An 18,894-nucleotide genomic window follows, 5' to 3' on the forward strand; every position below is an offset into this window, starting at 1 on the left:
CGAACCTTTTGAAAGCGAAAGAGCAATCATGGCAATCAATCTCGAGCTGCCCGGCAAGCTGCAGGCGGTCGTCACCAAGACCCATCAGGGCGTCGCCGAGTTGGTGCGGCCCATCGCCCGCAAGTACGACCTGAGAGAACACGCCTATCCGGTCGAGCTGGACACCCTGATCAACCTCTTCGAAGGTGCATCCGAGTCGTACAGCTTCGCCGGCGCCGGCGAACTCCGCGGCGCCGACAAGAAAGAGGACAACCACAACGGCGCCAACATGGCCGCCCTCGTGCAGACGCTGGAAGCCAGCTGGGGTGACGTGGCGATGCTGCTGTCCATCCCCTATCAGGGACTGGGCAACGCCGCCATTTCCGCGGTGGCCACCGAGGAGCAACTCGAGCGGCTGGGCAAGGTGTGGGCCGCCATGGCGATCACCGAGCCAGGCTTCGGTTCGGACTCCGCGGCGGTGTCCACCACCGCGAAGCTCGACGGCGACGAGTATGTGATCAACGGCGAAAAGATCTACGTCACAGCCGGTTCGAGGGCGACCCACATCGTGGTGTGGGCCACGCTGGACAAGTCGAAGGGCCGCGCAGCGATCAAATCGTTCATCGTGCCGCGCGAGCACCCCGGCGTCACCGTCGAACGGCTCGAACACAAGCTCGGCATCAAGGGTTCGGATACCGCCGCTATTCGGTTTGATAACGCCCGCATCCCCAAGGAGAACCTGCTCGGTAACCCCGAAATCGAAGTCGGCAAAGGCTTCTCGGGTGTGATGGAGACCTTCGACAACACCCGGCCCATCGTCGCGGCCATGGCCGTCGGCATCGGCCGCGCCGCGCTGGAGGAGATCCGCAAGATCCTCACCGATGCCGGAGTCGAGATCGACTACGACCGGCCCGCACACGTCCAGAGCGCCGCGGCGGCGGAGTTCCTGCGGATGGAATCGGACTGGGAGGCCGCCTACCTGCTGTCGTTGCGCGCGGCGTGGCAGGCCGACAACAGCATTCCCAACTCCAAAGAAGCGTCGATGAGCAAGGCCAAGGCGGGCCGGATGGCCAGCGACGTCACCCTGAAGACGGTCGAATTGGCTGGCACCACCGGGTATTCCGAGCAGCTGCTGCTGGAGAAGTGGGGCCGCGACTCCAAGATCCTGGACATCTTCGAAGGCACCCAACAGATTCAGCAGCTGGTGGTGGCCCGCCGGCTGCTGGGCCTGTCCTCGGCCGAGCTCAAGTGAGCTGCCGGGCGAGGTCGTAAATGGCCCGCCCGTGCAGCTCGAACAAGGCGAGCAGGTCGACCGCGTCACCGCCGAGTTCCTTGGCGATGAACAAACCATCGGCACCGGCCAGCGCATAGGCGGCGAGCTGGTGCGCGTGGGGCTCGGTCAACTGCGGCATGACCCCTCGGAACGTCTCCTTGAGTTGGTCGAACGCGCGCGCCCGAACCTGGGTGAACATCGTCTTCGCTCGCGGTTCGGTAGGGCGGCGCTCCAGGGCCAGCATCAGCCCCAGCCGCAGGAAGTCCGGCGCCTCGAGCAGCACCTTGGCGGTCCTTTCCGTCAGCCCGAGGATCTGCTCCTGCGGATCGGTCTCCGACGTCGGCGGCACGAGGTTCCACGCGGCCAGCCAGGTGGCGAAGCTGCGCTCGATGACCGCGGCGATCAGGTCGTCCTTGTCCTTGAAATGCCAGTAGATCGAGCTGGCGGGCAGCCCGCACTTCGCGCTGACCAGTCCGATGCTGGTGCCCTCGTAGCCGCGTTCGGCCGCAATCTCGGTGGCCGCGTCCAGGATCCGGGCGCGGGACAGTTCGCCGTCCGCCCTACGCTTGCGCTTGGGTTCTTTGTCCGCCATACCACTCCCCTTCGGAACTGTTCCGAGTTTACCGTAGCGATCACTACGGTACAAGTCAGGGAGATGGCGGCTGTTTCGCGGCGTGATTCGCCGAACGTGAACTGGCGGTGAGCTTTTCGCGATATTTTCGCCTTCAGTTCACGCTCGGCGACAGGCCGAGCGGCCCGCGCCCGCGACCTGCGGGCACGGCTGGGCGATTCGCTGCGGCCGCACCATCTGGACGCCGTCACCACTGAAGTCGACGTCGAAGACGTCGTCGGTGTGCTTGACCAGCCGCGCGCCGGCGCCTTCACGGGACGGGCCGTCATACGGGTTGCGGGCGGGTTCCGAGCCGGAAGTAGGGTGATCGGCATGCGCGCGGCACGGGTGACTCGGCTGGATGGTCCGGAAGCGATCGAGGTGACAGACATCGACGAACCCACCGGCGACGGTGTGGTGGTCGACGTACACGCCGCCGGGGTGGCCTTCCCGGATGCGTTGCTGACGCGCGGCCTGTATCAGTACCGGCCCGATCCGCCGTTCGTGCTGGGAGCCGAGATCGCCGGGGTGGTCCGCTCGGCACCCGAGGGCGCGCACGTTCAGGCCGGCGACCGGGTTCTCGGCCTGACCATGCTCACCGGCGGCATGGCCGAGGTCGCCGTGCTGGCGCCCGACCGGTTGTTCAGGCTGCCCGACAAGCTGAGCTTCGAGGCCGGCGCAGGCGTGCTGTTCAACGACCTGACGGTGTACTTCTCGCTGGCCGTCCGGGGCCGGCTGCAACCCGGTGAGACCGTGCTGGTGCACGGCGCGGCCGGCGGTATCGGCACGTCGGCGTTGCGACTCGCCCCGGCCCTCGGCGCTTCGCGGGTGATCGCGGTGGTGAGCTCCGAGGAGAAGGGGCAGATCGCCACCGCGGCCGGCGCGACCGATGTGGTGCTGGCCGACGGGTTCAAGGACGCGGTCAAGGAACTGACCGGCGGCCGCGGCGTGGACATCGTGGTCGATCCAGTCGGCGGTGACCGGTTCACCGATTCGCTGCGTTCCCTGGCCCCGGCCGGACGGTTGCTGGTGATCGGCTTCACCGGTGGTGAGATTCCGACCGTGAAGGTAAATCGACTGCTGCTCAACAATATTGACGTGGTGGGTGTCGGCTGGGGCGCCTGGGCCGGCCGTCATCCCGGTGCGCTCGAGGAGCAGTGGGCGGCCCTCGAGGAACTCTTCACCTCGGGCAAGCTCGCCGCCCCGGAACCGGAGGTGTTCCCGCTCGACGAGGCGGCGGCAGCGGTGGCATCGCTGGAAAACCGCAGCGCCAAGGGCAAAGTGGTCTTGCGGGTGCGCTAGCTCGCCGAGCAATTCCGGGCTTGCCCGCCAGCGGAACAAAAAGTAATGTCACTTTTACTTCTTGCTGTCGACCACCCGGAGCCGCTTCATGGAATCATTCGTCCACTTGCGTAAAGGCCGGACGCCGCGGCGTGTGCACGCCGACCTCGACGGTCTCAAAGACGACGAACTGGGCCGGGGCGGATTCACCGGGCGGACCGCCAACCTCTACCGCCGTCATGACCCCACCGCCTACCGCGCGGTCGGGCCGTTGCGCCCGGTCGACGTGCTGGCCGACCAGCTCAAGCCCAGCGACGCCACCGACGCGAACGGCGGACCGCTGTTGATGTTCAGCAACGCCGACTGCCGGGTGCTGCTGAGCCGGCGCCACGACGAGATGCCGTTCTACACCCGCCACATCGACGGCGACCTGCTGTGCTTCGTGCACAACGGCGCGGGCCTGCTGGAAACCGAATTCGGGCCGTTGCGCTACCGGCAGGGGGACTGGATCTATCTTCCCAAGGCAACCACGTGGCGCCAAATCCCCTCTACCGAAACGGCTTTGCTCTTGATCGAGGCCACCGACGAATTCCGGGTGCCGCCGCCCGGCACACTGGGACGGCATTTTCCCTTCGATCCGTCACAGGCCGTCATACCGGAACCGGCGCCCATCGAGGATGACGGCCGCGACCAATACGAAGTCCGTCTTATTCATGAAGGTGGCCCCACAACTCTTTACTACCAACACAATCCGATCGATGTCGAAGGCTGGCGCGGCGACAACTTCGCGTTCACCTTCAACATCGCCGACTACAACGTGATCACCTCCGACAGTGTGCACCTGCCACCGACGGTGCATCTGTTCATGCAGGCGACCGGCGTGTACGTGATGAATTTCCTGCCCAAACCGGCCGAGGGGGTGCCCGGTACCGAACGCACGCCGTGGTATCACCGCAACGTCGACTACGACGAGATCGCGTTCTTCCACGGCGGCTCGCTCTATGGCATCCCGATGCCACCGGGCCTGATATCCCATGCGCCGCAGGGAGTTCACCATGGCGCACCGGAAAAGGCACGCGAACGCGCCCGCCGCAAGTTCGACGAATATTCCCGCGTCGACTGGCAGGTGATCGCCATCGATACCCGCCGCCGGCTGGTCCCGTCCGCCGAAGTGCTGGCCCACGACCTGGGGCAGCACGCATGAAACACGATTACGAGCGCATCCCTTATCTTGTTGCCTTCCAAAACGATTCCGGCGTCCGCGACGTCTACGGCGGGCTCGCCGAGATCACCGTGCTGGAAAGCTATCTGCTCAGGCCGAAGGACATCGCGTCGGACACCGTCCTGGTGTTCATGCATCCGATCGGCGGCGGCGCCTACCTGCCGATGATCAACGCGCTGGCCCGAGCCGGACACCATGTCATTTACTGCAACAGCCGATTTCGCGGCACCGATTCCGCGCTGTTGATGGAGAAGGTGGTCGAGGATCTCGGCGAATGCATCAAGGACGCCAAAACCCGGTTGGGCTACGGCAAGGTGGTGCTGGCCGGCTGGAGTGGCGGCGGTTCGCTGTCGGTGTTCTATCAGCAGCAGGCCCAGCACGCGACCATCACGTCCAGCCCGTCCGGCGACGGCCCCGACCTGACCAAGCTCGAACTTCCCCCCGCCGATGGAATCATGTTGCTGGCCGCGCACATCAGCCGGCACGGCACGCTGACCGAGTGGCTGGATGCGTCCATCCTTGACGAAGCCGACCCGACCAGACGCGACCCCGAGCTGGATCTCTACGACCCGGACAACCCCAATCAGCCGCCCTACTCCGAGGAGTTCCTGGCCCGGTACCGGCAGGCGCAAATCGACCGCAACCGGCGGATCACCGTGTGGGTCCGCGACAAACTCGCCGAGTTGAAAGCCAGTGGCCTCCCTGGCTGCGACGTTGCCGAGTTCTGCTTCGTGGTGCACGGCACCATGGCCGACCCCCGCTGGCTGGATCCCACTGTCGACCCCAACGAGCGCACGCCGGGCACCTGCTACCTGGGCGACCCACAGGTGGTGAACATGAGCCCGGTCGGCCTGGCGCGGTTCTCGACGCTGCGCGGCTGGCTGTCGCAGTGGAGCTACGACGAAGCCCGCGGCGACGGCGTAGCGTGCGGGAAGGACCTCGCAATCCCGGCCCTGGTAATCGGTAACCTGGCCGACGACGCATGCACACCCAGCCACACCCGGCGGCTCTACGAGGCGATCGGGCACCCGGACAAGGAGATGCACGAAATCCACGGCGCCACGCACTATTACGCGGGAGCCGACCAACGCGACAAGTTGCGCCAAGCGGTCGACATCGTCACCGATTGGCTGAAGCGGCACGGGTTCGCCCGATGACGGGCGCGCTCGACGGCATCCGGGTGCTCGAGCTCGGAACCTTGATCGCCGGCCCGTTCGTCGGCCGCCTGCTCGGTGACATGGGCGCCGACGTCATCAAGGTGGAGCCGCCGGGCGCCCCGGACCCGCTGCGTACCTGGGGGCAGGCCGAAGTGGACGGCCACCGCGTCTTCTGGACCGTGCACGCCCGCAACAAGCGCGCCGTCACCCTCGACCTGCGCAAGCCGCGCGGTCGCGAGGTGTTTCTGGAACTCGTCGAGAAGTCCGACATCGTGGTGGAGAACTTCCGGCCCGGCACCCTGGAGAAATGGAACCTGGGCTATGACGTGCTCAGCCAGCGCAATCCGGGGATCATCCTGGTCCGGGTGTCCGGCTACGGGCAGACCGGACCGGACGCGCACAAGGCCGGCTACGCCTCGGTGGCCGAGGCGGCCAGCGGGCTGCGGCACCTCAACGGCTTCCCCGGCGGCCCGCCGCCCCGGCTCGCGTTGTCGTTGGGTGACACGCTGGCCGGCATGTTCGGCGCTCAGGGCGCACTCGCCGCGCTGTACCGCCGCAGTGTCACCGGATGTGGGCAGGTGGTCGACGTGGCACTCACCGAATCGTGTTTAGCGGTACAGGAATCCACCATTCCGGACTACGACGTCGGCGGCGTGGTGCGCGGACCGTCGGGCACCCGGCTGGAAGGCATCGCGCCGTCGAACATCTATCAAAGTACCGACGGCTCGTGGGTGGTGATCGCCGCCAACCAGGACACCGTGTTCGCCCGGCTGTGCAAGGCGATGGGGCGCCCGGAGCTGGTCACCGACGACCGGTTCGCCACCCACGCCGCCCGAGGCCGCAACCAGGACGAACTGGACGAGATCATCGGCGGCTGGGCCGCGCAGCGCCAACCCGCCGACATCATCGAAACACTCTCCGCCGCAGGCGTGATCGCCGGCCCGATCAACACCGTCGCCGAGGTGGTCAACGACCCGCAACTGCGCGCCCGCGGCATGCTGGTCCCACACCACGACGAACGCCTGGGCCGCGACGTCCTGGGGCCGGGCATCGTGCCGGTGTTCTCCGAAACCCCGGGCCGCGTGCGCAACGCCGGCCCGGCCCGCCCGGGGCAACACAACGAAGACGTCTATACCGGCCTGCTGGGCAAGACGGCTGACGAAGTCGCCGAGCTGGTGGCCGAGGAGGTCGTATGAACGCACACGTCGACATCCGCGAGGTAGCGCTGCGCGACGGGCTGCAGATCGAGAAGCCAATCCCGTTGTCGGCCAAGCTGGAACTGTTGGCCGCGGTGGCGGCGACCGGGGTGCGCGAGGTGGAGGCCACTGCATTCGTATCCCCGTCCAAGGTGCCGTCGATGGCCGACGCCGCCGAGCTCGCCGCCGAACTGCACCACTATCCCGACATCGAGTTCTCCGCGCTGGTGGCCAGCCCGAACGGCGCCAAGCGCGCGATCGCCGCCGGACTGCGGTCCATCGAATACGTCGTTGCCGCCTCAGATGCTTTCAGCCGGGCCAACGTCGGACGCTCCAGCGCCGAGGCCACCGCGCAGATCAGCGACATCGTCGCCATCGCCCACGAAGCCGGCGCCGCTGTCGAGGTGATCGTCGCCGCCGCGTGGGATTGTCCGTTCGACGGACCGACTCCCCCACAACGGGTGCTCGACATCGCCGCCGCGGCGCTCGAGCAGGGCGCGGACCGGTTCTGCATCGCCGACACCATCGGCACCGCAACACCAGGACGGGTGAGTTCGCTTGTCACGCAACTTCATCCGGTGATCGGGGACCTGCCGCTGGGCGGCCATTTCCACAACACCCGAGGCGCCGGCCTGGCCAGCGCCTATGCCGCTGTGACGGCGGGTGTCACCCGACTGGACGCCTCGGTGGGCGGGCTGGGCGGTTGCCCGTTCGCGCCCGGCGCCACGGGCAATATCGCCACCGAAGACCTGGTGTATCTACTGACCGACAGCGGGTACGAAGTCGACGTGGACCTGCCTGCCGCGATCGCCGCCGCGCAGGTCGCGAAAGCCGCTGTCGGACATGACCTGCCGAGCGCCCTGCTGCGCGCCGGAGACCGGATGCGAACCTGATGCCGGCCGAAGTGCTCAGCGCCAAGGGGCTGCAGACCCGTCAGGCCATCGAACAGGCGGCGCGGAAGTTGTTTGCCGAGCGGGGGTTTCATGGCACCACCCTGGCCGATATCACGTCCGCGGCGGGCAAGTCCTCGGCGGTCTTCTACCGCTACTTCACCGACAAGGAAGACCTGCTGGCCGCCCTGGCGGAGTCGTTCCTGCACGACGTCGTCGAGCCGTCCGGCTTGCGGGTTCACCTGCCCGACTCACCCGAGGACGACGCGTTCTTCACCTCCGTGGTCACCGGCTACTGGGGCATGTTCAAGCAGAACATCGGCATCATGATCGCCGTGGCGCAACTGGCCGCCACCCAGCAACGCTTCGCCGACGTCCAGAACGAGTTCCGGCGCTTCGGCATGGACATCGTGGCCGCCTCCGTGCGCCGCGCACAGCAGCAGGGTTACGGAACCGAGCTCAACCCGGAACACACGGCGGCGGCCATCGCGCTGCTGTTCGAGAACTTCACCACCGTATTCGTCGGGAAGCCGGACTTGGGCGTGACCATCAGCGACCGGGACGCCATTGCCCTGCTGGCCCGGATTTGGCAGAAAACACTATACGGAGCTTAAGGAGATCAACGTGGATTTCAGCCTCCCCGAACACCTTCCGGGCTTACTCGCCGAGATGGACGAATTCATCGAGACGCAGATCAAGCCGCTGGAACGGGAGAACATCCAGTACTTCGACCATCGCCGCGAAAATGCCCGCACCGACTGGGACAACGGCGGCATCCCCCGCCGGGAATGGGAAGACCTGCTCGGTGAGATGCGCCGGCGCGCCGACCGGGCGGGCTGGTTGCGCTACGGGCTGCCGTCGCGGTTCGGCGGGCGCGACGGCAGCAACCTCGACATGGCCGTCATCCGGGAGCATCTGGCGCACAAGGGACTCGGCCTGCACAACGATCTGCAGGACGAGTCGTCGATCGTCGGCAACTTCCCGCAGGTCATCATGATGGACCGGTTCGGCACCGAGGCGCAGAAACAGGAGTGGACCGAGGCGCTGATCACCGGCGAACGTTCCATGGCGTTCGGGCTGACCGAGCCCAAACACGGCTCCGATGCCACCTGGCTGGAAACCACCGGGGTACGCGACGGTGACGGCTGGGTGATCAACGGCGCCAAGCGATTCAACACCGGCGTACATCGCGCCACCCACGACCTGGTGTTTGCCCGCACCTCGGGTGAACCCGGCCAGGCGCGCGGCATCACCGCGTTCCTGGTGCCGTGCGACTCCCCCGGGTTCACCATCCCGTACTACTGGTGGACGTTCAACATGCCCACCGATCACGCCGAGGTGGAACTCAAGGACGTCCGGGTGCCCGGCGACGCGGTACTGGGCGAGGTGGACCGCGGCCTGGAGGTGGGCCAGACTTTCCTGCACGAGAACAGAATTCGCCAGGCCGCCAGCAGCCTGGGGGCAGCCCAGTACTGCATCGACCGTGCGGTGGCCTACGCCGGCGAACGACACGTCTTCGGCAAACCGCTGGCGGTGAACCAGGCGGTGCAGTGGCCGCTGGTGGAACTGCAGACCGAGGCGCAGATGGTGCGACTGCTGGTGTATTACGCCGCAACACAATTGGACCAGAATCACCACATGGAGGTCTCCGACAAGGTCTCCATGGCCAACTACCGGGCCAACCGGCTCGTCTGCGACGCGGCCGACCGTGCCATGCAGGTGCTCGGCGGTATCGGTTACAGCCGCCACGAGCAGCTCGAGCACATCTACCGCCACCACCGCCGCTACCGGATCACCGAAGGAGCCGAGGAGATTCAGATCCGCCGGGTTGCCCAGCGGCTGTTCAAGTTCGGCAAGAGGTGACGCTGTCCGACAGCGTGGCCACGCTGCTTGCGCCGGCCCTGGGTGACGGTGTCGCGATCGACAACCTGCGGGTGCTCACCGGCGGCGCCAGCCGCACCACCTGGGCCTTCGACGCGGTCACCGGCGCGGACCGCCGGCCACTGATTCTGCGTACCGGGCCACCCGATGACATTCACGCCGGCATGGAACTGGAGGCCCGCGTCCAGGCCGCGGCCGCGGCCGCCGGGGCCCCGGTCCCCCGTGTCCTGGTCGCCGACAATTCGGTTGCGGCACTGGGTAATCCGTTCCTGATCTGCGAGGAGGTCAAGGGCGAGACGATCGTGCGGCGCATCTTCCGCCGGCTCGACGACCCCGAGCGGCTGCTGCGCCAGTGCGCACACGCGCTTGCCGCCATCCATCGTGCCGATGCCGGCGATCCCGACCTCGTCCACGAGGACCCGATCGCGCATTCCCGACAACAGCTCGACGACATGGGCGACACCACGGCAACGTTCGAGTGGACGCTGCGCTGGCTGACCGCGCACCGTCCGGCCCCATCGCCGGCGGTGCTGGTGCACGGGGACTTCCGGATGGGCAACCTGATCGTCGACGGTTCGGACCTGGCCGCCGTGCTGGACTGGGAGCTGGTGCATGTCGGTGAGCGATACGAGGATCTGGCGTGGTTCTGTGTGCGCGCATGGCGATTCGGCGCACCAGCAAGCCGGGCGGCCGGTGGGCTGGGCAGCATCGAGAGCTTTCTGCGTCATTACCAGGAGGCCGGTGGGGCGACCGTCGACCGGGCCGCCTTTCACTGGTGGCTGGTGCTGGCCACGTTGCGCTGGGGTGTGATCTGCCGGTACCAGGCCGAACGTCACCTCAGCGGCCAGACCCGCTCGGTGGAGCTGGCGACGATCGGCCGCCGGGTATGCGAGAACGAGTGGGATCTGCTTGAGCTATTGGAGGATTCGTGAACCTGCACGGCCGGCCGACCGCGGCCGAACTCGTCGCCGCCGTCGCTGAGTTCCTGGAACGCGACGTCCGGGACGCCACCACCGGCCAGGTCAACTTTCACGCCCGGGTGGCGGCCAACGCGCTGCGCATCGTGGAGCGGGAACTGCAGGACCCGGGCGAACCCGAAGCGCTGGCGGCACTGACAGCCCTGGGCTTCGCCGACGAGGCCGGCCTGGCCGCCGCTATCCGGGCTGGTGATCTCGACGACCGGACCACCGACGTCGTCGCCTGCCTGCGCACGCTGGTAGGCCGACGACTTGCGGCCGCCCACCCCGGATACGACGAGGAGCCCGACTCATGACCATCACCGAGCTCGCTGACCGGCTGTTCTCCGCCATCGAGAAGGGCGACCGGTCCACGGTCGACCAGATGTGGAGCGGCGACATCGCCGTCTGGCGCACCGACGGCGGCCGCGATCCCGCCAAGACCGATGACAAGGCGCGGGCCCTGCGCGTCATCGACTGGTTCATCTCGGCCACCACCGCGCGCAGCTACGAAATCCTGGACCGCCGGATCTTCGAAGACGGCTTCGTCCAGCAGCACGTGCTGCGCGCGCGGGGCCACGGCGGCCAGTCGATCGCGATGCGGGTTTGCATCGTGATCAAGTTGGACAAAGAAGGACGTATCAACCGCATCGACGAGTATTTCGACCCCGCCGACCTCGCGCCCCTGCTCGCCTCCCCGGATACGAGGGCCCAACGATGACCACGCTGGAAACCCTGCTCAGCGACCCTGACAGCGTCGGAACATGGACGCTGGTTCCCGAAAGCTCCGCGATCACCTTCAAGGTCAGAACCATGTGGGGGATGATGCCGGCCAAAGGCAGGTTCAACGAGTTCAGCGGTGAAGGCCGACTCACCGACAAGGGCGCGGTATCGGGCCGCATCGACATCGAGGCCGCCTCCCTGGACACCGGTATCGGGCGCCGCGACAGGCACCTGCGCTCGGCTGACTTCTTCGATGCCGAGCGCTTCAGCCAGATCGCCGTGACCGTAAGCGGGCTGCACCCCGCCGCCGGCAAGGCCGCCGATCTGCAGACCAACTTCACCGTCAAGGGCATCACCGAACCCGTCCGGCTGCCGGTGACGATCACCGAGCTCGATGACGGCTCGGTACGGGTTTCGGGGACGACGAAGATCGACCGATTCCGGTTCGACCTGGGCTGGAACAAACTCGGGGTGATCAGCGAGGCGGTGACGGTGTCCGCCGATGCCGTCTTCGTGCACTCGGCGACCACCGCGTGAATTAACATCTGCACCGTGCCCGACACCAGCCCGCTGCGCATCCTCGTCTACAGCGACAACGTCCACACCCGCGAACAGGTGAAGCAGGCCCTGGGTAAACGGCTACACCCGGATCTGCCCGAGTTGACATATGTCGAGGTCGCCACCGGTCCGATGGTGGTTCGGACGATGGATGAGGGCGGCATAGACCTGGCCATCCTGGACGGGGAAGCGACTCCGACCGGAGGCATGGGTATCGCGAAGCAGCTCAAGGACGAACTGTCGTCCTGTCCGCCGATCCTGGTGCTCACCGGACGTCCGGATGACGCCTGGCTGGCCAGCTGGTCACAGGCCGAAGCTGCGGTGCCGCATCCGCTCGACCCCATCGTGCTGGGCCGCACGGCGCTGAGCCTGCTGCGCACTCCGGCCCACTGACGGGCGCGTCAGCCGCCGGGGATCTGGACCCTCGGAGCGTCGTCTTCCTCCACCCGCGGATGGAATTCGCCGGGGGCGATCTTCGGCCGTAACGTGGCGACCGAGGCCTCGGCGTCCGCTGCCTCGTCCGGGGCAGCGTCCGCGGCGCGGAATCCCGAGGCCGGTATACCCGGTGCGCCGGTGGCCTGCGCGGCCTGCTTGGCTTCCCCGGGGGCCGCCGCCGCCGCGATGCCGGGAGCCGCGGTCGGCAATACGGTCATCGCCGGAACTTCGGCCTCCGGCGTTTCCGGTGTCTCCGCAGTGGTGTCGGCCTCGGAAGTCGCCTTGGTCTCGTCCTTCTCCTCGGCTTCGTCCTTGGCTTTGGTGGGAACCGGCATGGACGGGCCGTCGCCGAGCAGCCCGGTGCTGCGGGTCATTCCCCCCATCGGCATCGGCATCGGCATCATGCCGAAGCCGCCGACACCCGGACTGGCTGCGCCGGAATTCGCGGTAGTGGCCGCCGCGCTGCCGACATCGGTTCCGGCCGCGGTGCCGCCGGTGTAGGCACCCGCGTCACCGCCGGTGTAGGCGGCCGGCGCGAGTCCGCTGCCGGCGCTGCCCACGCCGCCTCCACCGCCGCCGCCGGCAGCAGCAGCAGCAGCGCCCTCGGTTCCGGTGGTTCCGGGCGCGGCACCTCCGCCGGTGCTCGCACCACTAACGCCGGCAGCGGCGCCGCCGCCACCGGCGGCCGCGGCACCCACGCCACCGGCAATGCCGGCGGCCAGCGCCGGGAAGCTCTGCAACACCGACTGCCACGGCACCACCTGGGCGGCAGCGGCCGCCGCCCCCGAGTAGTAGCCGGCCATAGCGGAGACGTCCTGGGCCCACATCTCCTCGTAGATGCTCTCGGCCAGCGCGATCGCCGGTGCATTCTGACCGAACAGGTTCGACATGACCAGCTGGACGAACGCGTTGCGGTTGGCATCCACCGCACCCGGGTGAATGGTGGCGGCCCGAGCCGCCTCGAAAGCACTGACCACGGCCATCGCCTGCCCGGCCGCACCCTGAGATTGCGCCGCCGCTGCCGCCAGCCAGCCGGCATAGGGCGCGGCCGCGGCCGCCATGGCTGCCGACGCAGCACCCTGCCATGCCTGGCCGGCCAGGTTCGAGATCACCGATCCGAACGACTGGGCGGCCGTACCCAACTCGGCAGCCAGCCCGTCCCAGGCCGCGGCCGCCTGCAGCATCGGCCCGCTACCCGCACCGAGGAACATCCGCAGCGAATTGATCTCCGGTGGCAATGTAAAGAAGCTCACAGGCCCAGTCCCTCCCAGATCGGTCCCAGCAAGATTGTGGGCAACTGCGCTGACCTCGCCGAAAGCCGCGCAGGTAACTGATCCAACAGTAACAACAACCGCTCCGTACGTCTGGCCGTCGGGACAGATCCACAGTATTTCGCTCGGCTACGTATATGCCCACCTCACCGCCGCGAGGCTGAGGACCTATAGCCATATTCCGAAGGCCTTTCGGCCCTAAACGAAAACTTGGCACCCGTCAACTATCGAGAGACGTCAGCGGCGATACCCCCACGGGTTTCCACGGCAGTGACGTCTGGGCAGAGCAGTGGTTTCGGGAGCAAGGGGTCGGCGATGTCGTTCTTACTGGTGTCGCCGGAGACAGTGGCGCAGGCGGCAACGGATCTGGCGCGGATCGGTTCGGCTGTCAGCGCCGGTAATCCGGCGGCGGCGCTGCCGACGACCCAGATGGCGGTGGCGGCCGGCGACGAGGTGTCGGCGGCGATTGCCGCGCTGTTCGGCACCCATGCGCAGCAGTACCAGGTGCTGGCCGAGCGGGCGGCGAGCTATCAGGAACAGTTCGTAGCGGCGTTGAGCTCGACTGCCGCGGAGTAGGCCGGGGCGGAGGTCAGTGCGGCGGCATGGCTGCAGGGTTCGGCGGCGGCGGCTTCTCCGATCGCCAATGGGTTTCAGCTGTTGATCTACGGGCCGACGCACACGGTGAGCCAGTGCTGGATCAACAGCGTGTTCGGTCAGGTGCTGGACCCGATCATCAACTTCCCCACCCAGCTGCTGTTGGGGCGTGACCTGATCGGCAACGGTGCACCGGGTACGGCGGCAAGTCCCACCGGCGGCGCCGGCGGGTTGTGGTTCGGCGACGGTGGGACAGGCTACAGCCCAACCGGCAGTACCCCGCTGGCCGGTGGCGCTGGCGGTGCCGCGGGGCTGATCGGAACCGGGGGCGCCGGGGGCGCCGGGGTGGCCGGCGGGGCCGGTGGCACCGGTGGGGCCGGTGGTTGGTTGATGGGCAACGGCGGTGCCGGGGGCGCCGGTGGCGCCGCGATCAGCGTGGGAGGTGTCGGGGGTTCCGGGGGCGCCGGCGGGCAGGCATTGTTGTTCGGCGACGGCGGAGTCGGCGGCGGCGGCGGGACCGGCGCACACGGCGCGCTTGGGCACAACGGCGTCGGCTTCGGTGACTCCGGAGCCGCCGGCGGCAACGCCGGCATGGGCGGAATCGGCGGGGCTGGCGGCCGTGGCGGGGTGATTGTGGGTGATGGCGGCGACGGCGGGCTCGGCGGAGTCGGCGGAGCCGGCGGAGCCGGGGGCAACGGGGTGACCGGCGCGGCCGGTGTGGCCGGGGTGAACAGCGGCGCCGGCGGTATCGGCGGGTCCGGTGGTGACGGCGCTCTGGGCGGCGACGGCGCCATGGGCGGAGCCGCCGGCGCGGGCGGCCTGTTCGGTCAGAGCGGCGCCGGGGGTAACGGCGGTGCCGGCGGGGCCGGCGGGGCCGCCGGATTGCCCGGCGACGGCGGTGCCGGTGCGGCCGGTACGGCGAGCTTCATTGATGGCGGGGCCGGCGGGTACGGCGGCAATCCCGGCATCGCGGCTGGTGGTGGCCATGGTGGTGCGGCTGGCGGCTCGGGTGGACTCGCGGGGGCTGACGGCAGCGCTGGGGCCGCCGTGATCAGCGGCGGGTCCGGCGGCGCGGGTGGGGCCGGATTCAGCGCGCTCGCTGCCGGCGTCAGTGGCGGCGCCGGCGGGAACGGCGGTAACGGCGGTTCGGTCGGCAATGGCGGGGCTGGCGGGGTCGGCGGCAATGGCGCCGCCGGCACCGCCGGTCCCGGCGGGACCGGCCCGGGCGAATCCGGCTCCCCCGGCATGACCGGCGGGGCCGGCGGCAAGGGCGGCGCGGGCGGCCAAGGCGGTGCGGTCTCCGGCAACGGAGGGGCCGGCGGGGCCGGCGGCAATGGCGCCGCCGGCGGCAACGGCGGGGACGGAGTAACCGGTGACGCCGGGACGGCCGAGATCAACAACGGCGCCGGTCACAACGGTGGCTCTGGCGGCAACGGCGGGGCCGGCGGGGCCGGCGGCAGCGGCGGCGACGGCGGCACCGCCGCCCACGGCACCGTCGGCGTCAACGGCAACGGCGGCGCCGGCGGCCACGGCGGCACCCCCGGAACCCCCGGCGACGGCGGCGCCGGGGCAGCAGGCGACGCCCTGTTCATCAACGGCGGAGCCGGCGGCAACGGCGGCAACCCCGGCGCCGTCGGTGCCGGCGGCAACGGCGGCAACCCCGGCACCGGCGGCACCGGCGGCACCAAAGGCCTCGATGGCGGAGGCGGAGCCGCAATCATCAGCGGCGGCAACGGCGGCAACGGCGGCGCCGGATTCAACGCGATCGCCGCAGGCGTCAATGGCGGCAACGGCGGGGCCGGCGGCAACGGCGGCTCGGTCGGCAATGGCGGAGCAGGCGGGGTCGGCGGCAACGGCGCCGCCGGCACCGCCGGTACCAGCGGCGCCAACGCAACCACGCTGGGCGCCAACGGCGAGGACGGAACGGCTGGGGGCAACGGCGGTAACGGAGGCACCGGCGGGGCCGGCGGTCTAGGCGGCTCGACATCCGGTAACGGCGGCGCAGGCGGTAAAGGTGGGCTCGGCGCGGCCGGCGGCAGCGGCGGCAATGGCGGCACCGGTGCCGATGGCAACCCCCTCGGCAGCGCGTTCGGGGGTAACGGCGGAGTGGGCGCGGGTGGCGGCGCCGGCGGTACCGGCGGGGCCGGCGGGGCCGGCGGCGGGGTCCTGGGCGCGGGCACCCCTGGCAACGGCGGGGCCGCCGGCAATGGTGGCGCCGGCGGGGCGCCCGGTGACGGAGGTGCGGGCGGTAATGGCGTCACGGCGTTGAGCTTCGCCGGCAACGGCGGTGCCGGCGGAAACGGGGGCAACCCGGGCGCCGGTGGTGGTGGCGGCACCGGCGGCGTGGCAGGCGGTACCAGCGCTCAGCCAGGGGCGGACGGCATCGCCGGCAGCACGCCCACCAGCGGCGGCAATGGGGGCTTCGGTGGCAACGGCGGCAACGGCGTTACACCCTTCGGCTCGTACCAGACCGGTGTACAGGGTGGCAACGGCGGCGCCGGCGGCAACGGCGGGTCGGTCGGTAACGGCGGGGCCGGCGGTAGCGGCGGCAGCGGCGGTAACGGCGGCAACGGCGCTTTCGCTGGTAATGGCCAGCCAGGCCAATCCGGTGGCGCCGGCGGCACCGGCGGCGTCGGCGGCTCGGGGGGCTCGGTATCCGGTCACGGCGGCACCGGAGGTACCGGCGGGGTCGGGGGCAACGGCGGCAGCGGCGAGCTGGGTTACAGCGACGCACACCTGTCTGGCGGTACCGGTGGTAGCGGCGGCGGCGGCGGCGCCGGCGGCGCTGGCGGGGCCGGCGGCACCGCCCTGGGATCAGGCAACGGCGGCAGCGGCGGGTCCGGCGGCAACGCCGGCAACGCCGGCAACGGCGCGGGCGGCGGTACCGGCGGCGTCAGCTTCGGGCCGACACAAGACGGCTTGACGGGCGGTCAGGGCGGCGGTGGTGGTAACGGCGGCGTCGGGGGCACCGGCGGAACCGGCGGCTCCGCCCTGGGATCAGGCACCGGCGGCAAAGGCGGGGCTGCCGGCAACGGCGGCAACGGCGGAGCGCCCGGCGATGGCGGCAACGGCGGCAACGGCATCAACGGCGGCAACGGCGGCAACGGCGGCAACGGCGGCGACCCCGGCGCCGGCGGCAACGCCGGCGCCATTGGGACGGGCGGCACCGGCGGGGGCGGCAGCGGGAGCGACGGCGCGCCCGGCACGCCAGGCACCATGCCCGCCAGCGGTGGCGGCAACGGCGGCAACGGCGGCAACGGCGCCCACGCCGTCATCGCCGGCGCCAACGGCGGCGGCGGCGGGGCCGGCGGCAACGGCGGGCTCGTCGGCAACGGCGGTAACGGTGGGGCCGGCGGCAACGGCGCGGCCGGCACCGCCGGGCCCGACGGTGTCCTGCCGGGTGAGTCCGGCACCAACGGCATGACCGGCGGAGCCGGCGGCAACGGCGGGGCCGGCGGCCAAGGCGGCGCGATCGCCGGCAACGGCGGCAACGGCGGGAACGGCGGCGCCGGGGCGACCGGCGGTAACGGCGGCAACGGGGTGACCGGCGCTCCCGGCGTGGCCGGCATCAACGACGGTGCCGGTCAAAATGGCGGCAACGGTGGCCGAGGGGGCGACGGCGGGGGCGGCGGCGCCGGAGGCAACGGCGGAACGGCCGCCCACGGCATCGTGGGCATCAACGGCAACGGCGGGGACGGCGCCAACGGCGGCAAAGCGGGAACAGCCGGCGACGGCGGCGCCGGCGCGGCCGGCACCCTGACCGACCCCAATGGCGGGGCCGGCGGCAAGGGCGGCAACCCCGGTGGACCCAGCAGCGGAGGCACCGGCGGCGCGGCCGGCATCGGGGGCACCGGCGGCAGCCAGGGTGGGCAAGGCAACGACGGGACCGCGCCCGTCAGTGGCGGCAATGGCGGGGCCGGCGGCGCCGGCTTCGATGCCATCATCGCCGGCGCCGACGGCGGCAACGGGGGCGCCGGCGGCAACGGCGGAACCGTAGGCAACGGCGGCAACGGGGGCAACGCTGGCAGCGGCGCGGCCGGCGCGGCCGGCGGCAACGGCGGCAGCGGCGGTTACGGCGGCGCCGGCGGCAACGGCGGTACCGGCGGCAATGCGGGCCGCGGCGGTAACGGCGGCAGCGGCGGCGCGGGCGGCGCTGACGCCGGGTTCGGCGGGGGCATCGCCCCGGCCGGCGGAAACGGTGGCAACGGCGGCGACGCCGGGACCCCAGGTAGCGGTGGCACCGGCGCCACCGGCGGCAACGGCGGCAACGGCGGCGCCGGCAGCACCGGTAATAACGCCCTCGCCACCGCCACCGGCCAGGTCGGTGGCGCCGGCGGCACCGGCGGGAATGGCGGCGACGCCATCGGCACCGGCAGCATCGGCGGTGCCGCCGGCAGCGGTGGAAACGGCGGCGCGGGCGGCACCGGCGGTCCTGGCACCATCAGCGGCACCCCGGCCGGCGGAAACGGCGGAAACGGCGGCGACGCCGGCACCGCGGGCGCCGGCGCGATCGTCGGCGGCGGCGCCAAAGGCGGTAATGGCGGCAACGGCGGCGACGGCGGCATCGGTGCGAACGGCATCCCCGGCGCGAGCGCCAACAACGGCGGTACCGGCGGCAACGGCGGCAGCGGAGGCAACGCCACCGGCACCGGCGGTTTTAGTGGCAGCGGCGGGGCCGGCGGTAACGGCGGCCACGGCGGAACCGGCGGTGCTGACACCGGTTCCGGCGGCCGGACCGGCGGAGATGGCGGCTCAGGCGGCAACGGCGGCAATGCCGGCACGATCGGCAGCGGGGCCATCTCAGGCAACGGCGGCGCCGGCGGCAGCGGCGGCAACGGCGGTGCCGGAAGCGCCGGCGCATCGACCGC

17 protein-coding genes are annotated in these 18,894 nt (G+C 70.3%); 15 read left to right on the forward strand and 2 right to left on the reverse strand.

Annotation, left to right across the window (positions count from 1 at the left end; genetic code table 11):
* Positions 1–28: 28 nt before the first annotated feature.
* Positions 29–1,231 (forward strand): acyl-CoA dehydrogenase family protein, encoded by a 1,203-nt coding sequence (locus tag AC5Y7D_RS28070; protein WP_499929249.1) that lies wholly within the window; start codon positions 29–31, stop codon positions 1,229–1,231.
* Here AC5Y7D_RS28070 and AC5Y7D_RS28075 read toward each other — a convergent pair.
* Positions 1,224–1,844, reverse strand: a complete 621-nt coding sequence (locus AC5Y7D_RS28075) for a TetR/AcrR family transcriptional regulator (protein ID WP_499929251.1) — start codon at positions 1,842–1,844, stop codon at positions 1,224–1,226. The two genes, AC5Y7D_RS28070 and AC5Y7D_RS28075, sit on opposite strands and share 8 nt — an antisense overlap.
* 351 nt (positions 1,845–2,195) lie before the next feature.
* On the opposite strand from AC5Y7D_RS28075, the gene AC5Y7D_RS28080 reads away from it, so the two are divergent.
* From AC5Y7D_RS28080 to AC5Y7D_RS28135, 12 genes are all read left to right on the forward strand, one after another.
* Positions 2,196–3,164 (forward strand): NADPH:quinone oxidoreductase family protein, encoded by a 969-nt coding sequence (locus tag AC5Y7D_RS28080; protein ID WP_499929253.1) that lies wholly within the window; start codon positions 2,196–2,198, stop codon positions 3,162–3,164.
* An 88-nt stretch (positions 3,165–3,252) separates the two neighbouring features.
* Positions 3,253–4,347, forward strand: coding sequence for a homogentisate 1,2-dioxygenase (locus AC5Y7D_RS28085; RefSeq protein WP_499929255.1), 1,095 nt, complete (start codon positions 3,253–3,255; stop codon positions 4,345–4,347).
* Positions 4,344–5,522 (forward strand): alpha/beta hydrolase family protein, encoded by a 1,179-nt coding sequence (locus AC5Y7D_RS28090; protein WP_499929256.1) that lies wholly within the window; start codon positions 4,344–4,346, stop codon positions 5,520–5,522. The genes AC5Y7D_RS28085 and AC5Y7D_RS28090 overlap by 4 nt, the downstream gene beginning before the upstream one ends.
* Positions 5,519–6,718 carry a CaiB/BaiF CoA transferase family protein gene (locus AC5Y7D_RS28095; protein ID WP_499929257.1) on the forward strand — a complete coding sequence of 400 codons (1,200 nt, stop codon included), beginning with the start codon at positions 5,519–5,521 and terminating at the stop codon, positions 6,716–6,718. Before AC5Y7D_RS28090 ends, AC5Y7D_RS28095 begins: the two co-directional genes overlap by 4 nt.
* A complete protein-coding gene (locus AC5Y7D_RS28100; protein WP_499929260.1) occupies positions 6,715–7,611 on the forward strand; it encodes a hydroxymethylglutaryl-CoA lyase in 897 nt (298 codons plus the stop codon). Before AC5Y7D_RS28095 ends, AC5Y7D_RS28100 begins: the two co-directional genes overlap by 4 nt.
* Positions 7,611–8,222, forward strand: a complete 612-nt coding sequence (locus AC5Y7D_RS28105; RefSeq protein ID WP_499929262.1) for a TetR/AcrR family transcriptional regulator — start codon at positions 7,611–7,613, stop codon at positions 8,220–8,222. The genes AC5Y7D_RS28100 and AC5Y7D_RS28105 overlap by 1 nt, the downstream gene beginning before the upstream one ends.
* Before the next feature lie 10 nt (positions 8,223–8,232).
* Positions 8,233–9,471 (forward strand): acyl-CoA dehydrogenase family protein, encoded by a 1,239-nt coding sequence (locus tag AC5Y7D_RS28110; protein ID WP_499929264.1) that lies wholly within the window; start codon positions 8,233–8,235, stop codon positions 9,469–9,471.
* Positions 9,468–10,421 carry a phosphotransferase family protein gene (locus AC5Y7D_RS28115; protein WP_499929266.1) on the forward strand — a complete coding sequence of 318 codons (954 nt, stop codon included), beginning with the start codon at positions 9,468–9,470 and terminating at the stop codon, positions 10,419–10,421. The genes AC5Y7D_RS28110 and AC5Y7D_RS28115 overlap by 4 nt, the downstream gene beginning before the upstream one ends.
* Positions 10,418–10,762 carry a DUF6285 domain-containing protein gene (locus AC5Y7D_RS28120; protein ID WP_499929268.1) on the forward strand — a complete coding sequence of 115 codons (345 nt, stop codon included), beginning with the start codon at positions 10,418–10,420 and terminating at the stop codon, positions 10,760–10,762. The genes AC5Y7D_RS28115 and AC5Y7D_RS28120 overlap by 4 nt, the downstream gene beginning before the upstream one ends.
* Positions 10,759–11,166, forward strand: a complete 408-nt coding sequence (locus AC5Y7D_RS28125; RefSeq protein WP_499929270.1) for a nuclear transport factor 2 family protein — start codon at positions 10,759–10,761, stop codon at positions 11,164–11,166. The genes AC5Y7D_RS28120 and AC5Y7D_RS28125 overlap by 4 nt, the downstream gene beginning before the upstream one ends.
* Entirely contained in the window at positions 11,163–11,705 is a 543-nt protein-coding gene (locus AC5Y7D_RS28130; RefSeq protein ID WP_499929272.1) for a YceI family protein, read from the forward strand. The genes AC5Y7D_RS28125 and AC5Y7D_RS28130 overlap by 4 nt, the downstream gene beginning before the upstream one ends.
* A 15-nt stretch (positions 11,706–11,720) precedes the next feature.
* A complete protein-coding gene (locus AC5Y7D_RS28135) occupies positions 11,721–12,119 on the forward strand; it encodes an Rv3143 family two-component system response regulator (RefSeq protein ID WP_499929274.1) in 399 nt (132 codons plus the stop codon).
* A gap of 8 nt (positions 12,120–12,127) precedes the next feature.
* Here AC5Y7D_RS28135 and AC5Y7D_RS28140 read toward each other — a convergent pair whose 3' ends face one another.
* A complete protein-coding gene (locus AC5Y7D_RS28140; RefSeq protein WP_499929276.1) occupies positions 12,128–13,414 on the reverse strand; it encodes a PPE family protein in 1,287 nt (428 codons plus the stop codon).
* A 333-nt stretch (positions 13,415–13,747) separates the two neighbouring features.
* Between AC5Y7D_RS28140 and AC5Y7D_RS28145 the strand changes: the two genes are divergently transcribed.
* Both AC5Y7D_RS28145 and AC5Y7D_RS28150 read left to right on the forward strand, forming a co-directional pair.
* On the forward strand, positions 13,748–14,008 hold the full coding sequence (locus AC5Y7D_RS28145; RefSeq protein WP_499929278.1) for a PE family protein: 261 nt from the start codon (positions 13,748–13,750) through the stop codon (positions 14,006–14,008).
* Positions 14,009–14,113: 105 nt separating this feature from the next.
* Positions 14,114–18,894 (forward strand): PGRS repeat-containing protein (locus AC5Y7D_RS28150; RefSeq protein ID WP_499929282.1); only part of this gene is annotated, 4,781 nt, incomplete at its 3' end.

This window comes from Mycobacterium sp. NGS49 (genome assembly GCF_059812565.1).